The sequence below is a fragment of the Brevundimonas sp. NPDC007368 genome (assembly GCF_042869015.1).
Lineage (GTDB): Bacteria > Pseudomonadota > Alphaproteobacteria > Caulobacterales > Caulobacteraceae > Brevundimonas.
Genome location: NZ_JBIAFA010000003.1, coordinates 207,748 through 233,398 on the forward strand (window position 1 = coordinate 207,748; position 25,651 = coordinate 233,398).

27 protein-coding genes are annotated in these 25,651 nt (G+C 68.2%); 11 read left to right on the forward strand and 16 right to left on the reverse strand.

The genetic code is table 11. The annotated features are described in order from the left end of the window. Positions 1-9 precede the first annotated feature (9 nt). The gene (locus ACFYLW_RS07630) at positions 10-207 is read right to left on the reverse strand and encodes a hypothetical protein (RefSeq protein ID WP_292083163.1); all 198 of its coding nucleotides are present in this window, start codon (positions 205-207) and stop codon (positions 10-12) included. Between the two features lie 95 nt (positions 208-302). Continuing rightward, positions 303-1,124, reverse strand: a complete 822-nt coding sequence (locus tag ACFYLW_RS07635; protein WP_312062840.1) for a hypothetical protein — start codon at positions 1,122-1,124, stop codon at positions 303-305. 113 nt (positions 1,125-1,237) lie between these two features. On the opposite strand from ACFYLW_RS07635, the gene ACFYLW_RS07640 reads away from it, so the two are divergent. Continuing rightward, positions 1,238-2,242 (forward strand): glycosyltransferase, encoded by a 1,005-nt coding sequence (locus ACFYLW_RS07640; RefSeq protein WP_312062838.1) that lies wholly within the window; start codon positions 1,238-1,240, stop codon positions 2,240-2,242. Here the strand turns inward: ACFYLW_RS07640 and ACFYLW_RS07645 are convergent. After that, positions 2,196-3,710, reverse strand: coding sequence for an oligosaccharide flippase family protein (locus ACFYLW_RS07645; protein WP_312062836.1), 1,515 nt, complete (start codon positions 3,708-3,710; stop codon positions 2,196-2,198). The two genes, ACFYLW_RS07640 and ACFYLW_RS07645, sit on opposite strands and share 47 nt — an antisense overlap. Position 3,711: 1 nt before the next feature. After that, positions 3,712-4,632 (reverse strand): glycosyltransferase, encoded by a 921-nt coding sequence (locus ACFYLW_RS07650; RefSeq protein WP_312062834.1) that lies wholly within the window; start codon positions 4,630-4,632, stop codon positions 3,712-3,714. A gap of 207 nt (positions 4,633-4,839) precedes the next feature. Between ACFYLW_RS07650 and ACFYLW_RS07655 the strand changes: the two genes are divergently transcribed. Continuing rightward, complete coding sequence (locus ACFYLW_RS07655; protein ID WP_312062832.1) at positions 4,840-4,992, forward strand: hypothetical protein; 153 nt, start codon at positions 4,840-4,842, stop codon at positions 4,990-4,992. Position 4,993: 1 nt separating this feature from the next. Here the strand turns inward: ACFYLW_RS07655 and ACFYLW_RS07660 are convergent, their stop codons facing one another. From ACFYLW_RS07660 to ACFYLW_RS07670, 3 genes are all read right to left on the reverse strand, one after another. After that, entirely contained in the window at positions 4,994-6,025 is a 1,032-nt protein-coding gene (locus ACFYLW_RS07660) for a cell wall hydrolase (RefSeq protein WP_390182945.1), read from the reverse strand. Positions 6,026-6,109: 84 nt separating this feature from the next. Further along, positions 6,110-6,922: a metallophosphoesterase family protein gene (locus tag ACFYLW_RS07665; RefSeq protein WP_313471979.1), complete on the reverse strand. Its 813-nt coding sequence runs from the start codon at positions 6,920-6,922 to the stop codon at positions 6,110-6,112. A gap of 3 nt (positions 6,923-6,925) precedes the next feature. Further along, on the reverse strand, positions 6,926-7,507 hold the full coding sequence (locus ACFYLW_RS07670) for a polysaccharide biosynthesis/export family protein (RefSeq protein ID WP_312062827.1): 582 nt from the start codon (positions 7,505-7,507) through the stop codon (positions 6,926-6,928). A gap of 141 nt (positions 7,508-7,648) precedes the next feature. Here ACFYLW_RS07670 and ACFYLW_RS07675 point away from each other — a divergent pair, with 141 nt between their 5' ends. The 7 genes from ACFYLW_RS07675 to ACFYLW_RS07705 all read left to right on the forward strand — a co-directional run bounded on the left by ACFYLW_RS07675 (position 7,649) and on the right by ACFYLW_RS07705 (position 15,760). Next, positions 7,649-8,413, forward strand: a complete 765-nt coding sequence (locus ACFYLW_RS07675) for a transglutaminase-like cysteine peptidase (protein ID WP_312062825.1) — start codon at positions 7,649-7,651, stop codon at positions 8,411-8,413. 8 nt (positions 8,414-8,421) lie between these two features. Next, positions 8,422-8,970: a hypothetical protein gene (locus ACFYLW_RS07680; RefSeq protein ID WP_312062824.1), complete on the forward strand. Its 549-nt coding sequence runs from the start codon at positions 8,422-8,424 to the stop codon at positions 8,968-8,970. A gap of 465 nt (positions 8,971-9,435) precedes the next feature. Further along, the gene (locus tag ACFYLW_RS07685) at positions 9,436-9,921 is read left to right on the forward strand and encodes a hypothetical protein (RefSeq protein WP_313471978.1); all 486 of its coding nucleotides are present in this window, start codon (positions 9,436-9,438) and stop codon (positions 9,919-9,921) included. Positions 9,922-9,952: 31 nt separating this feature from the next. Further along, on the forward strand, positions 9,953-11,221 hold the full coding sequence (locus ACFYLW_RS07690; RefSeq protein WP_313471977.1) for an outer membrane beta-barrel protein: 1,269 nt from the start codon (positions 9,953-9,955) through the stop codon (positions 11,219-11,221). Between the two features lie 33 nt (positions 11,222-11,254). After that, positions 11,255-13,471: a polysaccharide biosynthesis tyrosine autokinase gene (locus ACFYLW_RS07695; protein ID WP_312065223.1), complete on the forward strand. Its 2,217-nt coding sequence runs from the start codon at positions 11,255-11,257 to the stop codon at positions 13,469-13,471. A gap of 94 nt (positions 13,472-13,565) precedes the next feature. Next, complete coding sequence (locus tag ACFYLW_RS07700; protein WP_312065224.1) at positions 13,566-14,810, forward strand: O-antigen ligase family protein; 1,245 nt, start codon at positions 13,566-13,568, stop codon at positions 14,808-14,810. Then, positions 14,807-15,760, forward strand: a complete 954-nt coding sequence (locus tag ACFYLW_RS07705) for a glycosyltransferase family 2 protein (RefSeq protein WP_312065225.1) — start codon at positions 14,807-14,809, stop codon at positions 15,758-15,760. The genes ACFYLW_RS07700 and ACFYLW_RS07705 overlap by 4 nt, the downstream gene beginning before the upstream one ends. On the opposite strand, the gene ACFYLW_RS07710 is transcribed toward ACFYLW_RS07705, so the two are convergent. From ACFYLW_RS07710 to ACFYLW_RS07720, 3 genes are read right to left on the reverse strand one after another with little or no spacing between them, the layout of a single operon-like run. Continuing rightward, positions 15,654-16,697: a glycosyltransferase family 2 protein gene (locus ACFYLW_RS07710; RefSeq protein ID WP_312065226.1), complete on the reverse strand. Its 1,044-nt coding sequence runs from the start codon at positions 16,695-16,697 to the stop codon at positions 15,654-15,656. The two genes, ACFYLW_RS07705 and ACFYLW_RS07710, sit on opposite strands and share 107 nt — an antisense overlap. Continuing rightward, a complete protein-coding gene (locus tag ACFYLW_RS07715) occupies positions 16,694-17,815 on the reverse strand; it encodes a glycosyltransferase (protein ID WP_312065227.1) in 1,122 nt (373 codons plus the stop codon). Before ACFYLW_RS07715 ends, ACFYLW_RS07710 begins: the two co-directional genes overlap by 4 nt. Continuing rightward, positions 17,812-18,768: a glycosyltransferase gene (locus ACFYLW_RS07720; protein WP_312065228.1), complete on the reverse strand. Its 957-nt coding sequence runs from the start codon at positions 18,766-18,768 to the stop codon at positions 17,812-17,814. The genes ACFYLW_RS07715 and ACFYLW_RS07720 overlap by 4 nt, the downstream gene beginning before the upstream one ends. A gap of 183 nt (positions 18,769-18,951) precedes the next feature. Here ACFYLW_RS07720 and ACFYLW_RS07725 point away from each other — a divergent pair, with 183 nt between their 5' ends. Both ACFYLW_RS07725 and ACFYLW_RS07730 read left to right on the forward strand, forming a co-directional pair. Further along, positions 18,952-20,220 carry an O-antigen ligase family protein gene (locus ACFYLW_RS07725; RefSeq protein WP_313471975.1) on the forward strand — a complete coding sequence of 423 codons (1,269 nt, stop codon included), beginning with the start codon at positions 18,952-18,954 and terminating at the stop codon, positions 20,218-20,220. Then, on the forward strand, positions 20,213-21,226 hold the full coding sequence (locus tag ACFYLW_RS07730; protein WP_390182946.1) for a hypothetical protein: 1,014 nt from the start codon (positions 20,213-20,215) through the stop codon (positions 21,224-21,226). Before ACFYLW_RS07725 ends, ACFYLW_RS07730 begins: the two co-directional genes overlap by 8 nt. On the opposite strand, the gene ACFYLW_RS07735 is transcribed toward ACFYLW_RS07730, so the two are convergent. The 6 genes from ACFYLW_RS07735 to cobT form a co-directional block, all read right to left on the reverse strand. Further along, positions 21,223-22,107, reverse strand: coding sequence for a glycosyltransferase (locus ACFYLW_RS07735; protein WP_312065231.1), 885 nt, complete (start codon positions 22,105-22,107; stop codon positions 21,223-21,225). The two genes, ACFYLW_RS07730 and ACFYLW_RS07735, sit on opposite strands and share 4 nt — an antisense overlap. A 246-nt stretch (positions 22,108-22,353) precedes the next feature. Further along, a complete protein-coding gene (locus ACFYLW_RS07740) occupies positions 22,354-22,722 on the reverse strand; it encodes a DUF1636 domain-containing protein (RefSeq protein WP_312065232.1) in 369 nt (122 codons plus the stop codon). After that, the gene (gene cobO / locus ACFYLW_RS07745; protein WP_312065233.1) at positions 22,722-23,330 is read right to left on the reverse strand and encodes a cob(I)yrinic acid a,c-diamide adenosyltransferase; all 609 of its coding nucleotides are present in this window, start codon (positions 23,328-23,330) and stop codon (positions 22,722-22,724) included. The genes ACFYLW_RS07740 and cobO overlap by 1 nt, the downstream gene beginning before the upstream one ends. Beyond that, positions 23,330-23,854 (reverse strand): hypothetical protein, encoded by a 525-nt coding sequence (locus ACFYLW_RS07750; RefSeq protein ID WP_312065234.1) that lies wholly within the window; start codon positions 23,852-23,854, stop codon positions 23,330-23,332. Before ACFYLW_RS07750 ends, cobO begins: the two co-directional genes overlap by 1 nt. After that, positions 23,851-24,618 carry an adenosylcobinamide-GDP ribazoletransferase gene (cobS, locus tag ACFYLW_RS07755; RefSeq protein WP_312065235.1) on the reverse strand — a complete coding sequence of 256 codons (768 nt, stop codon included), beginning with the start codon at positions 24,616-24,618 and terminating at the stop codon, positions 23,851-23,853. The genes ACFYLW_RS07750 and cobS overlap by 4 nt, the downstream gene beginning before the upstream one ends. Next, positions 24,615-25,622 (reverse strand): nicotinate-nucleotide--dimethylbenzimidazole phosphoribosyltransferase, encoded by a 1,008-nt coding sequence (gene cobT / locus ACFYLW_RS07760; RefSeq protein ID WP_312065236.1) that lies wholly within the window; start codon positions 25,620-25,622, stop codon positions 24,615-24,617. Before cobT ends, cobS begins: the two co-directional genes overlap by 4 nt. Positions 25,623-25,651: the final 29 nt, after the last annotated feature.

The window sequence follows — 25,651 nt, forward strand, 5'->3', positions numbered from 1 at the left end:
GCCGACGATTCAACGTCCCTGGGACGGCTGACGCGCCTGCTGCAGGGTTTCGGCCGCACGCGTCGCGGTTCGCCAGGCCAGGGTTCGCGACGTCGAACTGCCCGACGTCAGGGTCAGGCCCTCGGCGTCGATGACAGCCCACAGCCAGTCCGCGACCGGCTCGAACCTCAGTTCAATGGCGAAATCCGCGATATCCTTGGACGACATGACCCGCGCCCGCTCCTGAATGCACACCCTACCAAGCTAGACGCGCACGAAGAACGCCGGTTCCCGATAAAACCCTGAAATCCCTGCTTTCCGGCTCAGGCCTGGCGATAGCCGTGGACCACCATTTCAAGCCGTCGCCCCTCGGGCATGGGACGCCAGCCGCCCGCCCAGCCGGGGTCCAGACCTGCGGCGACCCAGAGGTCCAGATAGGCCTTCTGCGGTCCGGTCGGAAAGCGCCCGTCGCGGGTGTCGGCCGGGGTCACGCGCGCGACTTCGCGCCCGTTGACGAAATAGACGACCACGCGCCCCGCATCATAGGCCATGCCCAGGCGCAGTCGCCGTCCTGACAAATCGCCCGGAATGAGCGGCGCCCCGCCATTGTCCCAGACGGCGACGTGTTCACCCCCGACCTTGGCCCAGAGGGTGACGAACAGGCCCTTGATCCCGACGACCTCGAAGTCGCTCTCCTCCAGCGTCGTGCGGTTGTAGGTCCATAGCGGCGCGGCGATCAGGCCGGGCGCCATGTCCGGCAGGGTGACGTCCACCTCCCACAGGGCGCGGGTGGCGAATTCCCGATCCCAGGCCTGGATCTGACCGGACGCCCTTTCACTGACGCGCAGCCTCAACGCCCCGTCCGCAATCAACGCATTGCGCGGGCTCCAGGCATAGGGGCCCAGCTTGGGCTCGCTCCAGTACGAGGGATTGAACGGGTGGGTGCGCCAGCGATTGATCCGCAGCGTCACGCCGCGCCAGTCCGGCAAGGCGCGGTCCATCGGCGTCGGGATCAGCGCAACAGGGGCTGATGAAGGCCCCGCATCCTGCCGCGAGGGTCGCCGCGCGAACGACGCCAGCCCGCACAGGGGCGCGACCAGGGCGAGGCGCAACAGGCTTCTCAACGCAGGCGAGTGCGGCCTCATGGCGTCTCCTCAGCCCCGCATGAACTATCCGCCCGAACAGGTTTCGACGCCAGCCATGTTGATAACGGCGACATGCGCGCCGATGATCCGGTCGGGCTTGAGGGAGCATCCGGGTGGAGCGGAACGGAGGACGGGTTCAGGTTCGGACGCCGACCTACCGACGCCCCGTCGCCCTGAAGCGCTGTCTGGAGTCTCTGGCGGCCCAGACCTGGACCGACTGGATCTGCGATGTCTTCGACGACGATCCCGACGAGAGCGGGCGCGCGGTCTGCGCGGCCCTGAACGACCCGCGCATCCGTTACACGGTCAACCGACCGCGCAAGTTCGCCTCGGCCAACATCGACCAGTGCTTCTCGGCCGCCAACCCGCATGACGCGGACTACTTCTGTGTGGTCGAGGACGACAACTACCTGCTGCCCCGCTTCATGGAGCGGAACATCGACCTGTGCCGGACGCGCAAGGTCGACCTGATCCTGCGCAATCAGTTCGTCGAACTGGCCAGCGGCACGGCTCAGGCGCGCCTGAGCGACGGCGGCGTTCTGGACGGACAGCTCGTCGAGGGGCTGTATGAAGCGGACCTGTTCCGGCTGGTCCTGCTGACCGGGATCGGCGTGTCCAACGGCGGCCTGTTCTGGACGCGCGATGTGAAAAGCGCGCTGGAGATCGGCCCCTGCACCGCGACCAGTCAGGAATACATGCGGACCTTCGCGGTGGACGAGCCCATCCTGGTCGCCATGGAGCCGCTGGCCGTCTGGGCCGAGAACGGCGAGCAGACGACCCGCGACGTAGGCAACAAGGCCTCCTATCTGCGCCGCGAACTGGACCTGAAGCACCGGACCCAGAGGCTGCAGCGACAGGCGTGGCGGCGGGCAGGGGCTGAACGCCGCCGCGATTACCTGAGCCTGGCGGCCTTCCCGGCCAGCCGCATCGACCGGGCGAAGGGTCTGACCAAGGCGCTTCTGGCCGGGCCGCGGACCCTGTCCGTCCTGCCGTTCAAGGCGGCCGTGAACCTGAGCCTGCGCGGTCTGGCCATCCGGCTGCTGGGGCGGTCGGACGCGGCCTTCGACGCCTTCATGGCCGATCAGGCACGGCGACGGCGATCCGGCCCGGACGGCTGAAGCGGCCCAGAAGCCTTGTCAGGGTCTGGGCGAACAGGTCGGCCATCAACCAGCGCGCCAGGCCTGCGTACAGGGCGACGCCGACCAGTCCGACCACCGCGCAGGTCCAGAAGGGGTCCGCGCCCCACGGCCCCAGACGCGACACGGCCCAGGCCGTCCCGACCGCCGCGCCCGCGATCAAGGTCGGCCGGAAATAGAGACCGAGGACGTCGCGCGATGAGGCGCCGTATCGGCGGAACACCAGCCATGAATAGGCGGGCGGGACGACGGCGTAGAATCCCCCCACGGCCAGGGCGGCATAGGCGGCTCGGCCCGAAAGCGAACTCGTCAGAACCACCGTGACGAAGATCGCCAGCATGACGGCGTTGTAGATGGCCCCCAGTCTGAAATGGCCCCGCGCGGTCAACAGCGCCCCGGCCACCCAGGCGACGCCGTCGAAGGCCAGGCCGAGGCTGAGGAACTGGATCGGCAGGACCGCGCCGGCCCACTTGGCGCCGAACAGCAGGGTCAGCAGGGGCTCCGCCACCGCCGCCTGCATGAAGCATATGGGGGTGATCAGGAAGGCCAGGGTCCGCGCCGCATTCAGCGAGGCCGCCAGCTGGCGCGGGCGGTCGCCGCTCAGATGCACCAGGGCGGGAAACAGGACCATGTTCAGACTGCCGGCGAACATCTGGACCGGCTGGGCCGCGATCCGCAGGGCGAAGAAGTAGAGCCCGACCTGAACCTGGGTGGCGAACAGCCCCAGAATGGCGACGTCCCCCTGATGCCTCAGGGCGATCAGAATGCGCGACAGGAAGACCGACCCGCCGCGCTGGGCCAGCAGCCGGAACAGGCCAAGACGCCCTACTTTCAAGGACGGTCGCGCCATGCGCCACAGCACCACCGCCTTGATCGTGGCCACCATCAGAACCGGAATGGCGAAGGCGTAGGCTCCCATCCCCGCCGCCGCCAGGGCCACGGTCAGGGCCTGTTGCCCCGCGAACTCGGCCGTTCCGATACAGGCCAGGGTCTTGAAGCGAAGCTGGGCGCGAAGGGTCACCATCGGCACCGTGGACAGCGAGGCCACCGGAATGGCGACGGCCAGCACCGCCATGACGCCGACGATCCGGGGCGCGCGATAGGCCTCGCCCAGGAAGGGCGCCGCGATCAGGACCAGCATCATGCTGACCAGACCCGCGATCAGGCCGGTCCAGAAGGCCGGCGGTGCCCAGACGCGCGATCTGGCCGACCGCTGCAGCAGGACGTCGTCCACGCCGAAACTGGTCAGCGGCCCCACCACCAGAACGATCGACAGCGCCAGGCCGAACTGACCGAAGTCCGCCGGGATCAGCAACCAGGCCAGGGCGATCTGGCTGACCACGCCGACGCCGCGATTGGCCAGGGTCTGGGCCAGCAGCCAGACCACCCCGCCGACCGTGGTGCGGCCCAGGGTGCCGGGTTTCGACGTCACGGTCGGAGCAGGCGTCATCTCATGGACCCGGCCGCTCGGGACCGACGCCAGGGTAGGTCAGGTAGCGCCAGAAGCCCACGGCGTTCGACCTCAGCTTGGTCAGCTTGCCCACGCCGAAGACGTCCCGGATCGGCCGCCGCATCAGCGTCTCGGCCAGGGCGTCGCGGACGTCCCAGCGCAGCTGACGGAAGAAGGCGCGGGGGCCGAACAGGTATTTGGCGTAAATCGCCCCCTCCCCCTCGTTGTAGTAGTCGATGACCCGGCGCAGTTCGTCGACGCTGCGACGCCCATGATGATGACGGATCACCATGTCCGGGGCGTACTCGACACCGAAGCCGGCCAGATGGATGCGGTACAGGTAGTCGGTGTCCTCCGCCGCCCGGAACGGCGCGCCGACGCCGAAGCGCTCGTCGAACGGCCCGACGGCTTCAAGCAGGGCCTTGGGCGCGCTCATGTTGCAGCCCAGGATGAAGCCGCCCAGGCTTTGGGTCTTCTTCCCCGGATCGTAGCGACGCGGGCGCGGGTCGGCGATCACGGTGAAGGGCAGATCTCTGGCGTCGCCCAGATCCACCCGCCCGCCCCGCATGACCGGCGCCGCATCCGCCGCATGATGATGCAGGGCCTTGCACACGTAGTCCGGCGTCAGCCGGCAATCGTCGTCGGTGAAAACCAGAATGCGGCCCGAGGCGTGGCGAACGCCGGCGTTCCGCGCCGCCGCCAGACCCGGCCGCTCTTCTCGCTCGACACGAAAGGCCACGGCCGCTTGCGACAGATAGTCAGCGGCCCAGCGCGCCGTGTCATCGGTCGAGCCATTGTCGATGACGACGATTTCGCACCGGGCGTCATCCGCCGCGCCGACGGCCTGAATGATCGATGCGAGGCAGGGCTGAAGCGCCTCGAGGCGATTGCGCGTGCAGACGATGATGGAGCAATCCGTCATCTGAACCCCGGCCGTGATAGGCGTCGGCGGCGCAGCATCAGACGCGCCCGCCTGATTGGCGACAGGCGAAGAATCTCCCTAGGCAGGGAGACGACTTCATAAGGGCTCGCCCCTGCCGCTTGTCGCACCTTGAACAGATCCGGACCCCAAACAGGCCGCAAGGCGGCGTTACGTTCGATTGACCTGCACACGCCAGAGGAAACCTTGGTGACCGCCTCCTCCCTGCCGACATCGACGCCGTGCGCCGAGCCCGGACCGGCCGAGCCCCGTTGGTCCGCGCGCCGGACCCTGGCGTTCGTGGTCGCGTCTTCGATCGCGCTCTGGGCCGGGATCATCACGGTCATCTGGATGCTCTTCTGACCTACCAGCTGGGCTTGGCGATCCGACGCCGGGGCCGGTCGTTCTCGACCAGAACCTGAGGCGGCGGCGGAGCGGCGACGACCGGCGCCTCCTCGACGGCGACCGTCGGCAGCGGGGTTGGAATGATCGGCGGCGGAGGGATCGACGCCGCCTCCTCGGGCGGCGGCAGGGCTGACTTGGCCGGCGTCACGTCCAGCACCTCGACCGCAGCCGGAACCGCCGCTGCCAGCACGACCTCGGCCCGCCCGCCAGGCGTCGGCGCGGGCTCGAAGCCGGCGTATCGCGACGTGAAGGCCGCCGGCAGGCCATTGCCGCCCTTCCACCGGTAGAAGGTGTGGGCGCCGATATTGGCCACCTTGGTCAGGGAGGGACTCCAGTAAGGGGCCACCCACAGGGTGTGATAATGGGTCGCCGTTCCGACGCCGGGATAGACGTAGCCGTTCAAAGCCGCCTGGGCGACCGAACGCGCCCGCGCCCAGCCGGCGATGCTGGGCCGCCGCGCCATGGCCCCGTCGCAGGTGAAGGTGAACTGGCATCCCGTCGCCCGCTGCGAGCCCGAAAAGACGACCCCGCAGACGCTGTTGGCGAAGGCCGGGTGACGCACCCGGTTCAGAACCACCTGGGCCACGGCCTGCTGACCCGCGGCGCTCTCGGATGCCGCCTCGTAATAGACAGCGGCCGTCAGGCAATAGAGGGCGCGCTCGTTGCTGACCCCCGCCATCACCGGCAGGAAGAAGGGACGCGCCGTCGCCAGTGCGCCCGAAACCACCGGAACGGAGGCGTTGTAGCGGTAGGCGTCATTGGCGCTGATCTTCTGGAACGCCATCGGCACGGGATTGTCGGGCGTGGTGGCGGCGACATCGACCAGGGGCCGGTCGTAGTTCAGACCGGCGATGGGGTGAAACACCCGCAGATGGCGCTCATTCCACGCCTGGAGCACGTTCTGGCCGATGAAGACCGTCGCCGCCAGGAGGGCAAGCACCGCCGCCGTCGCCAGCCCGCGCCGCCACACTTCTCCGCCATAGGCGGCCAAAGCCCTCGCGTGCTCCTCCACCCTTCTCCCTCCCGACGCCCTGTCAGACCGCCAAGGTCACGCCAAGCGGCGCCGTCTCAACCACTACAATCGCCTGAAGGACAGTCCGAGTTCCCTCCCCTTGCGCTCGGCGCACATCAGCATCCGGGTTCGGTTCTCAAGCCGAAGGGCGCTGAGCACGCCGGTCGCATAGGCGCCGGTGTCGATGCAGATCCGCCGATGATCGACATGGACGTCGTGAACGGGGGTGTGTCCGTGGACCACCACCTTGGGCAGGGGCGCCTCGTCCGCCAGAAAAGCGTCGCGGATCCACAAGGCATCCGCTTCGGTCTGCTGCTCCAGCGGCACGCCGGGCCTGACCCCGGCATGGACGAAGTGGAAGTCCCCCAGGGTCACCGAGATGTGCAGGCAGCGCAAGAACTCGAGATGGTCCCTGGGCATGTGCTCCAGCAGGGCGGTTGAGGCGCGCTGCCACTGATCCGACTTGGCGCCCAGGGGCGGAGGCTCCACCCCATAGGAGATCAGGGTCTCCTTGCCGCCCAGCGCCGCCCAGTCCGGGCCGATGGTGGAATCCTCAAGGAATTTCAGCAGCAATTCCTCGTGATTGCCCTTGAGGCAGACGACTTCGCCTCCCTCGGCCTCCATCTCGGCTTCCAGGTCGAGAACGTGCTGGATCACCTCACGCGACTGAAGCCCACGATCGACATAGTCCCCGACCAACAACAGGATCCGCCGCCTGCAGGCGCTCTGGCCCAGGTCGGTGACGATCGCCCGCGTCAGACAGGCCAGCAGGTCCGCCTGACCGTGCACGTCGCCTATCGCCCATATCAGGGTGTCCGAAGGCACGCCGCGCTGCGACAGGTCATCCGCAATTCTGGGGCGCGCGCCGAACAACATCGCTCAGAAGAACCGTTCTCCGATCCGGATCGTGTCGCCAGGGGCCACCATGGTGCCTGTGGTCAGGCGATAGACCTCTTCGTCCCCGCCGCCGGCGCGACGGATGAAAACCCGCTTGGTGTCGGCGCGATAGGTGAAGCCCCCAGCCGTCGCGACTGCGTTCAGCACCGTCAGTCCCGTGCTGTAAGGATAGGTGCCGGGCGACCCGACCTCTCCCAGAACGAAAAAGGGTCGATAGGTCAGAACCTCGGCGCTGACCTTGGGATCCAGCAGATAGCCCTGCTTCAAACCCTCCTCGACCGAGCGCTGGAACTCGGCCACCGTCAGGCCCGCCGCCGGGATGTCGCCGATCAGGGGCAGGGAGATCATTCCGGCGCCGCTGACCTGAAACTCGCCGGTCAGCGCCTGCTCGCCGAACACATTGACGCGAACCTTGTCGCCCGCCCCCAGACGATAGTCCTCAACCACGCGATCGCTTGATCCTGAAGCGCCGGAAGTCTCGCCCGTGCTCAGGGGCGCCGCGGTCGCGCACCCCGACAGACCGAGGACCGGCAAGGTCAGCAACACCAGACGACGAGAGATCATGTCGGCCTTCCCAGTCTGCACAGCTTCGCTTCTAACGACGCAGCAGGTTTCCCGTTCAAAATTTCGGACGAGTCAGCTTACGGAATCTTGACGACCGCAGCCTTAGCGTCGCGATCACCCATCCGTGCGGGGCTCGAAGGAATGTCGCGACCCAGTTTCCGGCTCGCGCCGTCGTCGGCGTTCATCGCCCTGTGCGTGGCGGCGGCCCCCGCCTGCGCCCAGCCTCTTTCAGCCATGCCACTGGGCGCCGAAACCGCGCCGCCCGCGGGGATGATCGACTACTGCCGCCGTGATCCCGAGGCCTGCCGCACGCCCGGCTCTACGGTCGCCGATGTCGAGGCCCTGACCCAGGCGGCGGCGCGAGCCTACTGGCGCCAGGTATTTGACCGCTCGCATCAGGCATCGCCGCCGGGCGCCACCTCACCGGCGTCAGGATCCGCTCGCCAGCCAGCCGAGGTCGAGCCTCGTCGCCCGACGACGACAATCAGCAGCGCCCTTGTCGATCGGCGCGGTCCGCTGTGGCGCGCGGTGGCCAGCGTCAACGCCGAGGTCAACGCCGCCATTCACGCCGAGGACGACCTGCGCGCCTACCAGCAAGCCGACTACTGGACGATCCCGCGCGCGACCGGCCCCGCCAGGCCCGTCGGCGACTGCGAGGACTTCGCCCTGACCAAGCGCGAACGCCTGATCGCGCAGGGCGTCCCCGCCGAGGCCCTGTCCATCGCCCTGGTCACGACTCGGACGGGGCTGAGCCACGCCGTTCTGCTTGTCGCCACGGACCAGGGGGAATACGTTCTCGACAATCTCACCCCCTGGGTGGTGCATTGGACGGAGGCCAGACTGACATGGCGCGAACGCCAGGCGCCGGGCCAGATGCTGACATGGGTGCACGTCGCCGCCGAGTAAGCCCGCGCATGGCCGACTTGCTGCCCGGAGCGATCAGTCTGTTCGGACTGGCCCTGGCGCTCACAGGCCTGATGGGGCCGATCGGCCCACTCCCCCTCGACCGACAGGAGGCCGCCGCCGTCGAACGGTTGCAAGCGCCCCTCCCCGCTGGCGAAGACCTCGGGCAAGCGACCAGACTGACCGAAGACTACATCGCCCAGCGCCCAAGCGACGCCTCAGCCTGGCTACGCCTAGCCTACATCGATCGGGCCCGGCGTTCGCCCCTTTCTGAGCGCGCACAGGCCCATGTGCTGCGCTCTTACGAACTTGAGCCGCTCGGCCCCGAACTGACACGCTGGCGGCTGAGCTTCCTTTTTGAAAACTGGGACGCCCTGTCGCCCTCGCTGCAGGGCAAGGCGATGAACGAACTCGCCGCCGTCTTCCCGCGCCACGGCTGGGCGCTCAGGGATCTGCCGTCGACCATCCGGAATCCGCGCGGAAGAATGATCGCCTTCATGGCCTTCTCCCGGCTCAGGACAGAGGCGGATCTGACCGGCGCGACGCGTCAGCGATCATAGACATAGGTCCGCAGATAGGCGGGCAGATAGTCCAGCAAGACGCCCAGGACGATCAAGGCGACGAAGAAGACCGCCACGGCGATCACAGCCCGGGATAAGGCCCTTCGGATTCCTTCGCGATGCAGGTCGCTGTCCGACTCTGGAACATATTTTGGCCTCAAGCGTACCGGTTGCCGAACGGACGATTGTTTGGTCGTCGGTCGCCGTTCGCTCGCGCCTTCTAGTCTGGAGTTATCGATACTGCCTTCCGTCGCCGGGTCAGAACTATCGATCCACCGCTTCCTGAATTCTTGAAGATCCATGAATGATAAAATCCACGATCTGGAACGAATAAACCTAGGCCAGAACAATCATTAGATCAACTCAACGAGTATAAACGGCCTTTAGTGAGTAGATAGAGAACGTTAGACACCATCGATCGGATCGTTTCATGCGAAATTTTCTTTTGCACCGCCGGGATCGAGAATGACGATGAAACATACCTGCTTGCTCGCCATCGTCGCCCTTTGCCTGGCGACCCCCGCCGCGACCTCGACGCCCGCGCAACAGGCCCCGGCGCCATCCGATCAGCCCTCACCCGAAGTGGAAGCCCTGACCGCCAGGATCAGGGCGGCGATGGCGACGGCGATTGAAGATAACCGCGGCCGCTCCAGCAGCGAGATCGAACTGGCCGTGTCCCAGGCGGTCGAAGACGTCATCAGCGCCAGCGGGGCCGATCCCATGGTGGTGCAGGCCGCCCTGCGGCTGGCCATGGCGCGCGAACACTGCCTGCTGCGCGACGATCAGACCTGGAGCCATGTCGGCTGCGAGGGACTGAACCGCGTCTCGATGGCGGTCGGCGCCGGGCTGCAAGGTCCCGGCGCGACGGGCGGCAATGGCGGCATCGCCGGCCCCGGCGTCCCGCCGCCGACCAGCGGCGGCGGCGGATCAGACTACCGACGCGGCAACTGACACCCGCACAGGCATGAACATGGGGGACCGCATGAAATTTCGACTGCTCACCGTGCTGGCGACGGGCGGCGCTCTGGCTTTGCCGTCTGTGGAGGCCCAGGCCCAGACCGACTATTTCGCTCGCGACCGGAACGTCTCGGTGAAGGATCGGCCCCACCCGGAATATGAGGCTCTCGGCGTGCGCTGGGGCTCCTTCCGCGCCTACCCTCGCGTCCAGGCCGACGTCGGTTACGACAGCAATATCTTCGCCACGGACACCGACGAACAGTCGGACACTCTCATCAGGCTCGCCCCCGGCGTCGAGGTCGAATCCGACTGGTCGCGCCATTCGCTGACCGCCTTCGCCAAAGGCCAATCGACCTGGTCCGCCAGCTATGGCAGCGAGAATTATCAAACCTGGTCGGTGGGAACCGCCGGTCGCCTCGATCTGCGTCGTCGCACCAATCTGGGCGGCGGCATGGACTATGCTCGCGAAGTCGAGCCCCGCACCTCGTCCAACTCGCCTCAGTCGATCGCCGAGCCCATCCGCTACGACCGGGCGCAGGCCTATGTGACCGGAAGCCACTCCTTCAATCGCCTGCGGTTTTCGGGTCGCGGCGACGTCCGTTCCTACGACTATCACGACGGGGTCACGCTCGCCGGGGTTCCGGTGCCGCAGTCAGATCGCGACCAGACCACCTATGAGATCACTGGCCGGGCAGACTACGCCGTCAGCCCCGCGACGGCCGTTTTCGCGCGGGTGTCGTTCAACGACCGGTCCTATGACGCCGCCGGGACAGCCCTGACGCCCAAGCGGGATTCCAGCGGGGTCAACGCCATCGTCGGCGTCGATTTCGAGCTCACCAATCTGATCCGGGGCGAAGCGGGCGTGGGCTATCTGGATCAGTCGTTCGACGATCCGCTCTATGGTTCAACCAGCGGTCTGAGCACGCGGGTTCGCCTGGAGTACTTCCCAACCCAGCTTCTGACCCTGGGTCTGAACGCAGACCGGTCTGTCGGCGATTCCGGCGTGCCCGGGTCCGGCGGCTATCTGTCGTCCACGGTCCAGCTGACCGCCGATTACGAGCTTCGCCGCAACGTCATCGTCGAAGCGCGGGCCGGCTTCGCCCAGGAAGATTTCGACGCCATCGACCGCCAGAACGACCGTTGGTTCGGCGGCGTGCGCGCCACCTATCTGCTCAACCGGCGGCTGGGCGTCACCGCCGCCTACGATTTCGAGAACCGCCGCTCGTCCGGCTTCGACCGGACCAACGACTTCAACACCCACCGCTTCGTGCTCTCGCTTGTCGCCCAATACTAACGGGCAGCCCAGGAACAGACTGTACGGCCCCTCATGTCCACGACGATTGAAGCCCCGGCCGCCTTCTCCAAGCCTCCCTCCGAGACCTTCGGATTGAGGAACCTGCTGGCCGTCTTCCGTCGGCGCCTGCGCCTGTTCGCCGCCATCGTGCTCATCGTCTTCCTGGCGGCCCTGGTCATCACCGCCCGCACCACCCCGCGCTACACGGCGCAGGCGCAGGTCATGCTGAACACCCGTCAGGAGCAGGTGGTCGACACCAAGGCCGTGCTGTCCAATCTTCCGGCCGAATCCGGCGTCATTGATTCCGAGGTCGAGGTGCTTCAGTCGCGCGACCTGGCGCGACAGGTCGTCGAGAAACTCCAGCTGGAACGCGATCCCGAATTCAACTGGGTCCTGCGCCCCGACACCGGCTTCAGCGCCCTGCTGTCCCGCCTGCAGGGCCGCTCGACCGCCCCGCCGCCGCCGCCACGCACGCCCGCCGAAATCCGCGAAGGCCGCGAACGCGCGGCTTCGGCGCTGCAGGGCGGCCTGGCGGTGCGCCGCGCGGGCCTGACCTACATCATCGTCATCGCCTATACGTCGCTAAACCCGGAAAAGGCCGCCCAGATCGCCAACGCCTATGCCGAGATCTACGTCCAGAACCAGATCGGGGCCAAGTACGCCGCCAACAACCAGGCTAACAGCTTTCTCGACACGCGCCTGAACCAGCTTCGCGGCGAGGTCCTGGCGGCGGAGGCGGCGGTCGAGCAGTATCGCACCGCCAACAACCTGCTGACCTCATCCGGCGCGACCCTGACCGAGCAGGAAATCTCCAGCTACAACCAACAGCTGGCCACCACCCAGGCGGAACAGGCGGCCGAGGAAGCCCGCCTGCGCGCCGCGCGCAGCCAGCTCGCGCGCGGGTCCAGCGGCGACGATGTGGGCGAAGCGCTGCAATCCAACGTGGTCGGTCAACTTCGCGCCCAGCGCGCCGTCGTCACCGCCCGCGTCGCGGATCTTCAGGCCCGCTATGGTCCGCGCCACCCTGAGATGCTGCGCGCCCAGCAGGAACTGGCCGCCATCGACGGCCAGATCCAGGCCGAGATCCAGCGTGTCATCTCCAATCTGGAGGCCCGGGTTCAGGTCGCGCGCGACCGCACCCACTCGGTCCAGAGCAGCATCGGCCGGGCGCGCGGCGCCCTGGCCGGCAACAACGCCGCCTCGGTTCGCCTGAACGAACTGGAACGCAATGCCGAGGCCGTGCGGACCCTCTACAAGGGCCTGCTGGACCGCTATCAGGAGACCACCTCCCGCGCGGGCATCGAAACCGCCGACAGCCGCATCATCGCCGCCGCCAAGGCGCCCGGCTCGCCCAGTTCGCCCAACATCCCGGTCAATCTCGTCTTCGGGCTGATCTTCGCGATCGGCGCGGGGCTGGCCGCCGTGGTGCTGACCGAGATGCTCGACGACGGCCTGCTGACGGCGGACGACGTCGAGGCTCGACTGGGCCTGCCGACGCTGGGCTCGGTTCCCCTGCTGATGTCGATCGCCGACCGCAAGGATCGACACATGCCGCCGACCGACTATCTGCTGAGCCGCCCCCTGTCCGGGTTCGCCGAGGCGTTCCGCGGCCTGCGGACCTCCATCCTCTACGCCCGCCTCGGACAGGCGGTGAAGGTCGTGGCGGTGGCCTCCGCCCTGCCCGGCGAGGGCAAGACGACCACCTCGGTCTGCCTGGCCATTTCGGCGGCCCAGGCCGGATCGCGCGTCCTGGTCGTGGACTGCGACATTCGTCGCCGCAACGTCAGCCGCCTGCTGGGCGTCAGCGCCGACAAGGGCCTGCTCGACGTGCTCGAAGGGTCGGCCACGCTCAAGGAGACCATGCTGCTGGACGAAGCCTCGGGCGCCTGGATCCTGCCTCTCGCCAAGCGCGAGTTCACCCCGCACGAGGTGTTCAACACCCCCGCCATGGACAACCTGCTCAAGCAGTTGCGCCAGCAGTTCGACCTGGTGATCCTCGACACCGCCCCCTTGCTCGCCATCGCCGAGACCCGCGTCCTGGCCAGCCAGTCGGACGCGGTCGTCTTCCTGATGCGCTGGCGCAAGACGCCCGCCAAGGCCGCCGAGGCGGCGCTGCAGGCGCTTCGGTCATCCGACGCGACTATCGCCGGCGTTGTCCTGACCCAGGTCGATGTCAACGAACAGGCCCGCTACGGCTATGGAGACCCGGGCTATTACTACTCCAGCTACAAGAACTATTACGCCGCTTGAGGCGGGTCACAGTGGCGCGGCGAAGGGCGCAGGGGCCAGCCGCTCGGCCTGGATCGCCTACGCTATTGTCGCCCCTGCTCCGCTGGCGATCTTCGTGGGCCACGGCCTGGGCGGAGCCACCGGCGCCCAGGCCAGCCTTGTTCTGGTCGCCACGATATCGGCGGCTGCTTTCCTTGTCTGGCGCTGGACGCTGAATCTGTCGCTGGACTACCGCCCGCTCTATGCGGCGGCGTTCTGTTTCGTCGGGCTTCTGACCTTCGTCGCCTGGACCGCCTGGGCGCCGTCGTCGGGCCTGCCTCAGGGCCCTCTGACCGCCCTTGTCGGGTCGTCCCGCATCGCCATCGTCCCGGACCAGACCCAGCTGGAGCTGATCAAGCTGGTCGGTCTCGCCGTCGCGGTCGTCTGCGGATTCCAGATCGGGTCCAGCGCGATCCAGGCGCGCCGAACGATCAATCTGATCCTCATCCTGGGGCTGGCCTGGGCCCTGGCGGCGCTGGGTCTGTTTCTCGCCGGCGGCCAGACCCGCCTCAGCGGCCTGTTCGTCAGTCCGAACACGGCCGGATGCCTGCTGCTCTGCCTGTTCTTGATGGCGCTAGGTCGAGCGACGCGCGCGCTGATGCAGCGGCACGGCCGCCTGCTCGACAGGGTCGTTCAAGCCGCGCTCTACGCCGCCTACGCCGCCCTGCTCGCCCTCTGCCTGAGCCTGACGGCCTCGCGCTCGGCCCTGGCCCTGGCGGTCGCGCTCGGCCCCTTGCTGGTCGGCGCCCGCCTGTGGCGAGCCCGCCCCGAGAAGCGGGTCTGGATCGCGGGTGCAGGCGCGATCTGCGGCGTCGCTCTGGCCTTGCTGGCCTTCGCCACGGATCGCGCCGTCCTGAGCCGGCTGGCGGACACGAGCCTCGATGCGGCCGACCGCTGGACCATATGGAGCGCCTATGGTTCGGCCTTCCTGCAATCGCCCCTGTACGGATTCGGCCTCGGCTCGGCGCCGGTCCTGGCCAAGATGGCCGTGACGCCCGACACCTATGACGCCATGTGGAACATCCGCGCCGTCCACAATGTCTATCTGCAATGGCTGGTCGAGGGCGGGATCATCGGCGCCGTCCTGATGTTCGCCACGCTCGCCTGCCTTCTGGCCGTCGCGGTGAAGGGCGCGACGCGCGGCGCCTTCCAGAGCCTCGCCCCCTTCCTCGCCGTCGACCTGGTCTTTCTGCTCCAAGGGCTGGTGGACTATCCGCTCCAGATTCCATCCGTGGCCATGATGTGGGCGCTGCTGCTCGGCCTACAGACAGGTATCGCCGTGCGCCCCGTTCGACAGGCGCCGCGCCGGAAGACCACATGACCCGCGTCGCCGTCGTCATCGCCGCCCATGACGCCGCCCGGACCATAGGGCGCGCGGTGCACTCCGCCCTGGCCGAGCCCGAGGTCACGGAAGTCTGGGTCGTGGACGACGCCTCGCAGGACGCCACGGCGGCCAAGGCCCGCCGCCATGACGACGGGTCGGGACGGCTGCGGGTGCTGACCCTGGCGGTCAACGGCGGTCCCGCCGCCGCCCGCAATCAGGCCCTGGCGCTGACGCGTTCGGACTGGGTGTGCGTGCTGGACGCGGACGATCATTTCCTGCCCGGACGCATCGGCCGGATGCTGCGCGCCGGCGGCGAAGCTGAACTGATCGCCGACCGGCCTCTGCGCGACGACACGGCCTGGGTCAGGCAGGATCAGGCCGCGCCCGAACAGATAAGTTTCGAGCAGTTCGTTCGCGCCAACATCACCCGGCCCGGCCGCTCGCGTGAGGAGATGGGCTTCATCAAGCCCCTGATGAAACGGGCTTTCCTCGCGACCCACGCCCTTGCCTATGACGAAGGAATGCGGCTGGGCGAGGACTACGACCTCTACGCCCGCGCCTTGGCCCTCGGGGCGCGCCTGCACCTGCTGCCGCCCATGGGCTATTGCGCGATGACGCGCGCGGACTCCCTCAGCGCCCGGCACGGCGTCGTCGATCTGGAGGCGCTGCGGGACTGTGACCTGCGGCTGGCCGGTCTTCGCCCCTTCACACCGTCCGAACGCCGCGCGATCCGCGCCCACCATCAGAGCATCGACGCCCGCGTCCAGTGGCGACGGCTGATCGAGGCGGTCAAGGCCCGTGATCCGGCGCGCGGCCTCAGCGCCTTCACCTCGCCGGGTGTCAGCCTGTCCCTGATCGCGCGGCTGGCGGAACAGGCCTGGCTGAGAAGCGCCCGGCGGGTCGGATGGTCTGGCTCAGGAACCCTATCGACCAGCCCAGATGCATGATCATGGCGGCGAAACCCGACGCCAGCCCGCAGACCGAGCGCGCCTTCATCCCAGCCCAGGCTCCCGCCGCAAGGCAGACGCCCGCCCAGATCGCCGCCGGAACCATGCCCACCACGGCCACGCCGCTCAACGGCGTCAGGACGGCGGACAGGAGGGCCAGGCCCACGGCGGGCGCGACGGCCAGCGGCGCCGCCTGCCGCAACTTGAGCGGGGTCCGATGCAGGCGCACCGTCCGGGCCCGTCCCCGGCCATAGTGGACATACTGGCGGAACAGGGCGCCGGGCGTGGCGCGCGGATAGTAGCCGACGGCGAGGTCCGCCTGCATCCAGATGCGGCCGCCTGCCTGAGCCAGTCGAAGATCCAGCTCGGCGTCCTCATTGTGGCTGAAGCGCTCGTCATAGCCGCCGACGGCGACGAAATCCTCGATCCGCATCAGGGCGTGGTGACCGTGGTCGATCCAGCCGCTGGCGCCGCCGACGCGGTGAACCGCCCCGCCTGTGCCGATCCTCGAGTTCTGCGCCACGGCTGCGGCGACCTGGAGACAGCCCTCGCCCCGCGAGGCCAGGGGGACCACCACCGAGGCGGCGCCGGTCGTCTCGGCGGCCTGAAGCAGGCGGGCCACATAGTCGGCCGGATAGTCGGCATGGGCGTCGATCCGCACCAGAAACCGCCGTCCCTCGCCGAAACGCCGAACGGCGACGTTGACGCCTGCGCCCTGGATTTTCAACAAGTTGTCGATCAGTTTCAACCTGTTTTCGTAAAGCGTGATCTCGGCCACTATCCTCTGGCTGCCGTCGGCGCTGCCGCCGTCCGCCACCACGACCAGCGCTTCCTCGGCGCCAGGATCGGCCAGCAACCGCCGGAGCAGATGGGGCAAGTGAGCCGCCTCGTTCAGGCAGGGCACGACGATCAGCGGTCCCGAGGTCTGCCGGTTCATTCGCCCCGTCCCGTCACCAGATCGGCCAGGGCCCGACTGTCCTCAGCGTCGGCGATCAGGTCGCCGCGCGGCACGGCCGCCGATCGCTGGACCAAATCATCATAGCCCGCCGCCGTCAGCCCCTCGAAGAACCGAAGCAGATCAGCCTCCACGTCATGCAACAGCACGCCGCAGTCGCGCTGCGCCAGCCAGCGCCCGGTCTCGACCCCGGCCTGGGCGATGATCGGACGGTCGCGCGCTCCCCCCTCATAGAGCCGGTTGGGCATCAGCCAGCGCGAGTTCAGCCCCTCCTCAAAGAAGTCCAGTCCCCAGACGAAATGGACCCCGTCGTAGAGGGCGGGCAGATCTCCGGCCTCATAGGACCCCAGGAAGCTGACGCCCGGCATGGTGGCCGTCAGGGCCTCGATGTCTTCGAACACCGCCGGCGACGGGCGGCCCCGGATCTCCACCTCCACCCGCCCAGACAGGGTCTCGGCCAGCCGGGCGAGCATGGTCAGACTGCGTCGACAGCGGATCATGCCGAACCAGCCGATGCGCCAGGGCGGCCCCGGCGGGATCTCACCTTCAGGCTTGGGGTCGCCACGCGGGGCATAGACCTTGTTCTCCACCACCCTCACCGACGCCTGGCCCGGCCGATGGACGAAGTAGTCTGACGCAAAGGCGGGCGAACTGACGATGATCTGATCCACACTCCGCAACAGCCGGTTCTCCAGCCCGCGCAGCAGCCGAGAGCGCCACCCTCGCCCCAGCAAGGAGCGATGGATGTCGAGGCATTCGTAGGTCAGCGGCATCCCGCGTCCCGCGCGCGCCACCTGCGCCAGCAGCAGCATTTCCAGATTGCGCGCCATCACCGCATCAGCGCGCCGCGCCAGCTTCATCAGCCGCCAGGGCCGCGCCGCCTGGGTCGCAACCGCGAGCATCCGTTGACGCAGGGCGCCGTCGAAGGTCTGGGCCAGAGGAACAGCCTCGACGCCTTCGACCTCGCAGGGCGCGGCTCCCCGGTGAAATCCCGCCAGAACCATGTCAGCGCCTCCGTCGCGCAACATCCTGACGCGGCGCGCCACGGCGGCGTCATTCAGGTCATGAACCAGATAGAGGATGGTCGGATCGGCCTTCATGCCAGCGACCGTTGCGGCCGAAGGCGGCGGGTCAGCCCCTCGGCCACGGCCCGGCCGAGACGGACCCTTTGTTCGCGCGACCGCGCCAGAGGCCCCATCGCCCCGACATCCCCGGCTTTCAACCGCTCGATGAGGACGACGAAATGTCGGTCCTCCGCCATCCGCGCGATCCGCCCATCCATTTCGCGGCGCGCATCGCCGTCGAGTTCGGTCGCCAGCCGTCGCGCGGCGTCGATCATGGCCTCCAACTGAGCGGCGGAAACCCGATGAGAAACAGAGCCGGACCTTCGCCGATAGCGATAGCCCGCGAACGGCAGAAAGACATAGACGGCGCCTGCCGCCAGGGCCCGCGACACGAAGTCGAAGTCTTCGCCGATGGTCAGGCTTTCGTCGTACAGCAGGCCTTGCCGCCTCAGCCAGTCCAGCCGGAAGATCGGCTTAAGATAGCCCAAGCCCTCGTCACGGCCCGTCGCTTCGCCGCAGGCGAGGAAGGTCGTCAGGTCAAGCCGTCGAGTCTGCGCCCATGGCGGCCCCGCCAGCCAGACATGATCGACCCTGCCGTCGTCATGGAAAGCCGTCAGATTGTCGGCGGCGATCTGCGCGCCCGCGGTTTCGGCCCCGTCCAGCAGCCGTTGCAGGCGATCCGGCAGGATCAGATCATCAGCATCCACCATCGCCGCCCAGACGCCTTTCGCCGCTGACAAGCCGATATTGCGCGCCGCCGCCGGTCCCCGCCCCGCGCCGCGCAAAAGGCGGACACGATCATCCTCGCGAGCATGGCCGTCGACGATCACGGGCGTGGAGTCGGACGAGCCGTCATCGATGACCAGGATCTCGAGGTCCGCCATCGACTGCCCCCGGACAGACCGGAGCGCTTCGTCAATGAAAGGCGCGGCGTTCCTGGCCGGCATGATCACGCTGACGCGGACCGGCGAGACTGACGAAGGCTGCATTCGACCTCCACATCCAGACCCCAGCCCAAGCAGATTCCGGGCCGCCCGAAAAGACTCTACCGGGGTTCAGCTTATCACGTCGTGCGAATTCTCTCTGCGTCATGCAACCCGGCTGGGCGCGGCGGCGCTTTACTGGCGCTTCTCCCTGCGGAAACGGGTTGAGGCAGGGTGGCGAGGATCGCGATGCGGGCTGGGACCTTGATCGAGGCGAGACGGGAGCGATGGCCCGCGCGGGCGCGCCTGGCCCCTCCGGTCGATCTGTTGGCCGGCACGGCTTCCGTCCTTCTGCTGACCGCGACCTGGCTGGGCGGCTTCGGGCCCCTCGCGCCGCTGATGATCATGGTCTGCGCAGCGGCCCTAGTCGTGCTGAAGCCGCGCGAGAGCCTGGCGGGCGTGTTTCAGTGCTGGCCGCTGCTGCTCGTCGCCGCCCTGGCCGTCTTGTCCGCCCTGTGGTCGACCGCCCCCTCAGTCAGCCTTCGCTATGGATCACAGCTCGGGATCACCATTCTAGCCGCCGTCCTGATGGTCAGCGTCCAGAGACCGGACGGGTTCGTGCGCGCCGTCTTCCTCAGCAGCACCGTCATCCTGACCCTCTGCCTGCTCTCGGGCCGCCAGGGACCATCATTGGCGGGGCCTGTCCTGATCGGCGTCCTGGGCTCCAAGAACGAGATGGGCGGGCTCACCCACCTGCTGCTGTGCAGCGGCCTGGCCGTGGCGGTGGACGGATCGCAGCCGCGCTGGCTGCGCCTTTCGACCCTGCCGGTAGGAGCCGCCGCCCTGTTCGTCCTGCTGACCGGCTTTTCCGCCGGCGCCGTTCTCGCGACCCTGATGTTCGGGGGAGTCTTCGCCATTCTGATGGTGGCCGCGCGGACCCCGCCGGCGATCCGCGTCCTGCTGGTTCTGTGCCTGCTGGCCTTCGCCGTGCCGCTCTGGATGCTCCGGGCGGATCTGGTCGTGATGTGGGAGGACTTCGTCGTCAACGTCCTGCACAAGGATGTGGGCCTGACGGGGCGAGACTACCTTTGGGCCTATGCCGACCGGTTGATCGCCGACCGACCGCTTCTGGGGCACGGTTTCCGCTCCACCTGGCTGGGCAGCGGCGCCGAGACGATCGGCCTGTTGCGTTGGGCCGGACTGACCAGCGGCGCGGGCTTCAGCTTCCACGACAACTATCGCGAATGGCTGGTCGATTTCGGCTATGCGGGCGGCGGACTGATCGCCGTCGTCATGTTCACGGGCCTGGCGCGGACCGTGCTGCGCGCCATGTCGCCCGTCAGCACGCCCGGCTGGCTCTTCCTCGCCTCGATCGGCATCGTTTTCGCCGCGCGCGCCAAGGTCGAGAACCTGTTCGGCCCGTTCAACTCCTCGACGGTGATCATCGTGGCGGCGGTCGCCTACGGCCTGATCCATCTTCGAAAACAGACTCCCTCGCCTCGGCCCGGACATGGCTAGGATGCCGCCGCGCACCATGCTGCTGTTCTACGACGGCTATGAGCTCAGGGCCGCGCCGGGACTGGTGGGACAGACCTGTTCCCATTTGCGGCGAGGCGCGCGCTTCGCCTGGAGAAGCTTAAGGCGCAAGCAGACCCACACCGGTTTCTACACCGCCTTCCTCGGCCTGAAGAAGTCCCTCGAAGCGGTCGGTTGGCGCGTCCGCGTCAATGATTTCGCCGCCGCGCGCCGGAACCCGCAACAGCCCATCGGCGTCGCAGGCTACCCCTCGGTCGTGGCCAAGGTGGACCTGCCCAATCCCGTCATTTTCGGCCCCGGCGACTACGGCCTGTGCGAGGAGGCCGCGCGCGTGGCGGGTCAGTCGCGCTTCAAGTTGCTGATCCAGCCGTCGCAATGGGCGATCGACTTCAATCAGCCCTGGGTCGGCCCGAAGTCCGCCCTCTGGTTCGCCGGCATCGACACCGTGGCTTGGCCCGACCTGTCGTCCCGGCCCAAGACCACGGATGTGGTGATCTATGACAAGATCCGCTGGTTCCGCGAGGAGCGCGTGCCCGCGGTCCTGAAGCGCTGTCAGGCCCATCTGAAGGCGCGCGGCCTGACCTGGGAGGTCGTGCGTTACGGCGCGCACCATGTCTCGGATTTCCGGGCCTCCCTGGCCCGCAGCCGGGTCATGATCTTCCTGTGCGAGCACGAGACCCAGGGCATCGCCTATCAGGAAGCCATGGCGTCCGGCCTGCCGGTCTTCGCCTGGGACGAAGGCGAACTGACGGACCCCATCCTGGCCGCCCGGGCGCCGCCCGGCCTGACGGTCAGCACCGCGCCCTATTTCGACGACCGCTGCGGCGCCCTGTTCAAGCTCCAGGACATGGAGTTGGACTTCGACGCCTTCTGGGCCCGACGCGAGACGTTCCAGCCGCGCGCCTATGTTGAGGAAACCCTGGGGCTGGAGGCGTCCGGGCGCCTATATCTGTCGCTCTACGAACAGGTCCGCGCGGGCGCCGTCTAGTACAGCTGTCCTTCGCGCACGCCCGCCAGACGCGCCACGACGCCGACATGGAGCGCCCCGCGCGTGAGCGCCCGCCGCCACCCCGCCGGACTGGCGAGACGGAGCAGCGCCATCCCGGCGCAGGCGCAGGCCTTGGCCAAAGCGAACCCGGCCTGCGTCGCCCGCCGGCTTCCCGGCGTCAGATGCCGTCGCGCGTGCGTCTGACCGGAACGGAAGGCGCGGCTCAGCAGCCACGATAGACGAAGCCTTTCCTGCCCCACCGTCTCTCGGACCACGGCCCCGGGCGCCGCCGCGAACCGCGCCCCGTCGGCGTGCAGGCGGGTGAAAAAGTCCGTGTCCTCGCCGCCGGATCGCCCCAGGTCCGGGTCGAAGCGTCGCTCGCCGATCACGGCGCGCTTCACCAGGGCGTTCGACGTAAAGCCCGTATCGACGCCCCTACACGTCTGCACCGGGCGGATGGAATGGAGGTCGGCAGACACGCTCCAGCGCGGCGCGTCATCCGGATAGAGAGCTTGGACAGAGCCGAACACGGCGTCGCAGTCGTTCTGCTCAAGCGCCGCGATCAGACATTCCAGCCAGTCGGGATCCGCGACCTCGTCGTCGTCGATCCAGGCGACATGGTCGGCCGTGGCGACGTCGAGGCAGGCGTTGCGCGCCACCGAGATGTTACGGGCCGGCGCATGGAGATAAAGAAAACTGCCCCACGCTTCGAGCACCTGCTCGACCAGGGCCTGCGCGCTGGGCTCATGATCGTTGTCCGCGACGATGATCCGGAAACGATCAGCCGGCAACGTCTGCGCCTTCAATGAAGCCAGGGTCGCCGCCAGGCTGGGGCGCCTGAACGTGCAGACGCAGACGTCGACAAGAAATGGCGCCCCCATCGATCAGCGCCAGTACCGGTTGTTACGCCGCCGCGACCGACGCTTGAGACGCGACGATATCGAAGGCCACGCAAAGCAGGCGAGCAGAAGCAGGACGGTGGGCAAGGCTATGACGTAAGCCAAGGCGTTCCCCTCGTTCCTGCGCCTCCGCAAGCGGCGGCATGAAGGCCTGCTTCCCGAGCAACGCCTAACTGCCTGCAAGGGTTCGCGCCTTGCCTGAAGGAAATGGACAGGATCGATGCGGCGTCAGGCCGAATGAGCGGGCAGACGAGCGATGAAATGGCCCTTCATGCCTTCCGGCCAGTCCCGATAGGGCACCGCCCCCTCCGGACTGTCGGCATAGAGGCGGGCGAAGTCGGTGATCGCCCGGGCGTCCTGTTCGGTCGGGGCGAACCGTCCGGCCAGATAGGCGGGCTTGCCCGGCTGGCTCAGATAGACAGAACAATGACTGGAACAGGCCCACAGGCAGGCCTGCGGCTCGACCCGCAGCTGACCGGCGCCGACAGCGGCCTCGACCGCATTGAACAACAACTGCCCTCCGGACAGGCCGGCGGCGTCCACCGGCTCCTCGCTTGAGAAGCGGCAGGTCGTGCAGACCACCAGACGCGCCGTCATCAGAACTCGATCCCGGCCTGGGCCTTCACGCCGTTGCGGAACGGATGCTTCACCATCTGCATGTCCGTGACCAGATCCGCCGCCTCGATCAAAGCGTCCGGCGCATTGCGGCCGGTGATGACGACGTGGGTGTCGGCGGGGCGCACGGCCAGAACCGCCAGCACCTCCTCGACCGGCAGGTAGTCGTAGCGCAGGGCGATGTTCAGCTCGTCGCAGACGACCATCTTCCAGTCAGGGTCCATGATCCGGGCCTTGGCCGCCTCCCAGGCGCGCCGGACGTTGGCGATGTCGGCGGCCCGGTCCTGGGTGTCCCAGGTGAAGCCCTCGCCCATGGGCCGCATCTCGACCAGTTCGGGAAAGGCGTCGAACAGGGTCTGCTCGCCCGTCTCCATCGCCCCCTTGATGAACTGGATGATCGAGGTCTTCATGCCGTGGCCGATCATGCGGCAGACCATGCCCATAGCCGCCGTCGACTTGCCCTTGCCCGTCCCGGTGTGGACGATGACCAGACCGCGCTCGACCGTCTTGGTCGCCATCATCCGGGCGCGAGCAGCCTGGACCTTCTTCATCTTCTCAGCGTGGCGGGCGTTCAGATCGGCTTCGGTCATCAGCGCGAGGCTCCTTGCGGCGACAGGTCCAGTTCGAAGGGCGCGCCCCAGGCGGTCTCGATGCCGCGCCCGATGGCGGCGACGGCGCGGACCATGGCGCCGTCGCGGTTCAACAGGCGATCGGCAAGGGCCACGATCAGGGGGTTGGGCGTGGCGGTCGGGCCGGCGACGCGCAGGCGCGCGGCCCATGCCTGCTCCCGCCCCGGTTCGGACCGGGCGCAGGCGATGACATAGGCCGCCGCTGTCGAGCGACTGACCCCCGCCCAGCAGTGGATCAACAAGGGCCGCGTCCCGTCCCAACCCTCGGCGAAGGCCAGCAGGGCAGCGATGTCCGCCTCGGTCGGCGGAACCAAACCCTCGCGCGGCGCGGCGATGTCGTTGAACCTCAGGTCCAGCCGATGCGGCGGCGCGTCGGCCAACGGCGCATCGACGTGCCTGGGCGAAGCCAGGCTGATGAGGTGTGACGGCCGGTGGCTCGCCACCAGGCCGGCGACGTCATGTAGGGGGGCGACGATCAGCTTCATGCGATCGCCAGCCCGGCGACGGCCAGCAGGAAGCCGACCTCGAACGCCTGCTCGACCGCGCCCAGAACATCCCCTGTACGTCCGCCGATCAGCCGCCACGCCAGCCAGGCCGGAACGGCGGCGGCCAGCAGGCCCAGCGCGACGCCCCCCGCCCCCGTGACCGGCGAGAAGAAGGCCAGCGGCCACAGGGCGATCAGAACCGCCACCGCCAGCCCGACGACTGAGGCCCGATCAGGCTTGCCCTCCTTGGCCATGCCGGGATCGCCGCCATAGGGCATGATCGTCATGGCCCCGACCGCCGCCGCCCGGCCCAGACCATGCGAAGCCAGCAATGCGACCGCCGCGAACAGGGGCGAGACCTGCGCCAGCATGGCCAGAGCCGCGACGCGCAGAGCCAGCGTCAGCCCCAGCGCCAGCGCGCCATAGGAGCCCAGCCGGCTGTCCTTCATGATCTCCAGCCGCCGCTCGCGGGTCAGTCCCCCGCCCAGCCCGTCCGCCGTGTCGGCCAGCCCGTCCTCGTGAAAGCCGCCGGTCAGGGCGATCCCGGCGCCGACGGCCAGCAAGGCCGCGATCCACGGGCTCCAGACCTGGGCCGCACCATAGAGGATCAGGGCCGACACGCCGCCGACGATCTGGCCGACCAACGGGTAATAGCGCGCGCTTTGCTGAATCCATTCCGGCTGAAACCCGGCCAACTGCGGCGTCGGGATACGGGTCAGAAACTGCACCGCACAGACGAACAGCCGCCCTTCATGCCGGATCACCCTACGGCCTCCAGCACGTCCGACAGGTCAGCGACCTCCGACAGCAGTGCGCAGGCCGCCTGAACCAGAGGCACGGCCAGCAGGGCGCCAGTCCCTTCGCCTAGCCTCATGTCCAAGCCCAGCAAGGGTCGGGCATTCAAGGCCTCCAGCATCAGGCGATGCCCCGCCTCAGCCGAGGCATGGGCGAACAGGCAATAGTCCCGCGCGGCGGGCGCCAGTCGGACGGCCAGCAAGGACGCCGCCGTGCCGATGAAACCATCGACCAGAACCGGAACCCCCGCCTTGGCCGTCGCCAGCAAGGCCCCGGCCATCATGGCGATCTCATAGCCGCCGAACTGGGTCAGCACATCGAACGGGGCCGTGGCGTCGGACCGTGCCGCCGCCTGAGCCAGAACCGCGCGCTTTCGCACCATGCCCTCCGGCGAATGACCCGCCCCCTGCCCCACGCAGTCGTCCAGCGGCGCGGGCGCCAACCGGTGCATCAGCAGGGCCGCCGAGGCGCTGTTGCCGATGCCCATTTCGCCCAGGGCAATCAGGTCGGCGCCGCTGACGATGGCGTCTTCAGCTACCCGTGCGCCGGCCAGCAAGGCGGCCTCGGCCTGCGCCGCCGTCATGGCCGGTTCGACCGAGGCGTCCGCCGTGCCCGGCGCGATCTTGGCGTGGACCAGCCTCGCGCGGTCCGACAGGTCCGCCGTCACGCCCGCGTCGATCACCCGCACCTCGGCTCCGACCACGCGGGCGAAGGCGTTGGCGCTGGCCTTGCCCGCCAGCAATGTGTCGACCATGGCCACGGTGACCCCGGACGGAAAGGCCGCCACGCCTGAGCGCGTCAGACCATGGTCCCCGGCGAAGACCAGCAGGACAGGTTGCCTGATGACCGGTTTCGACTTCTTCTGGATCAGGCCCAGCGTCAGGGCCAGTTCCTCGATTCGCCCGAGGGCGCCCGGCGGCTTGGCCTTGCCGTCCAGCGCCGCCTGCAAGGCGGCCTCCGAAGATCGGTCCAAAGCAGGCGCCGTAAACAGGTCAGCAAGGG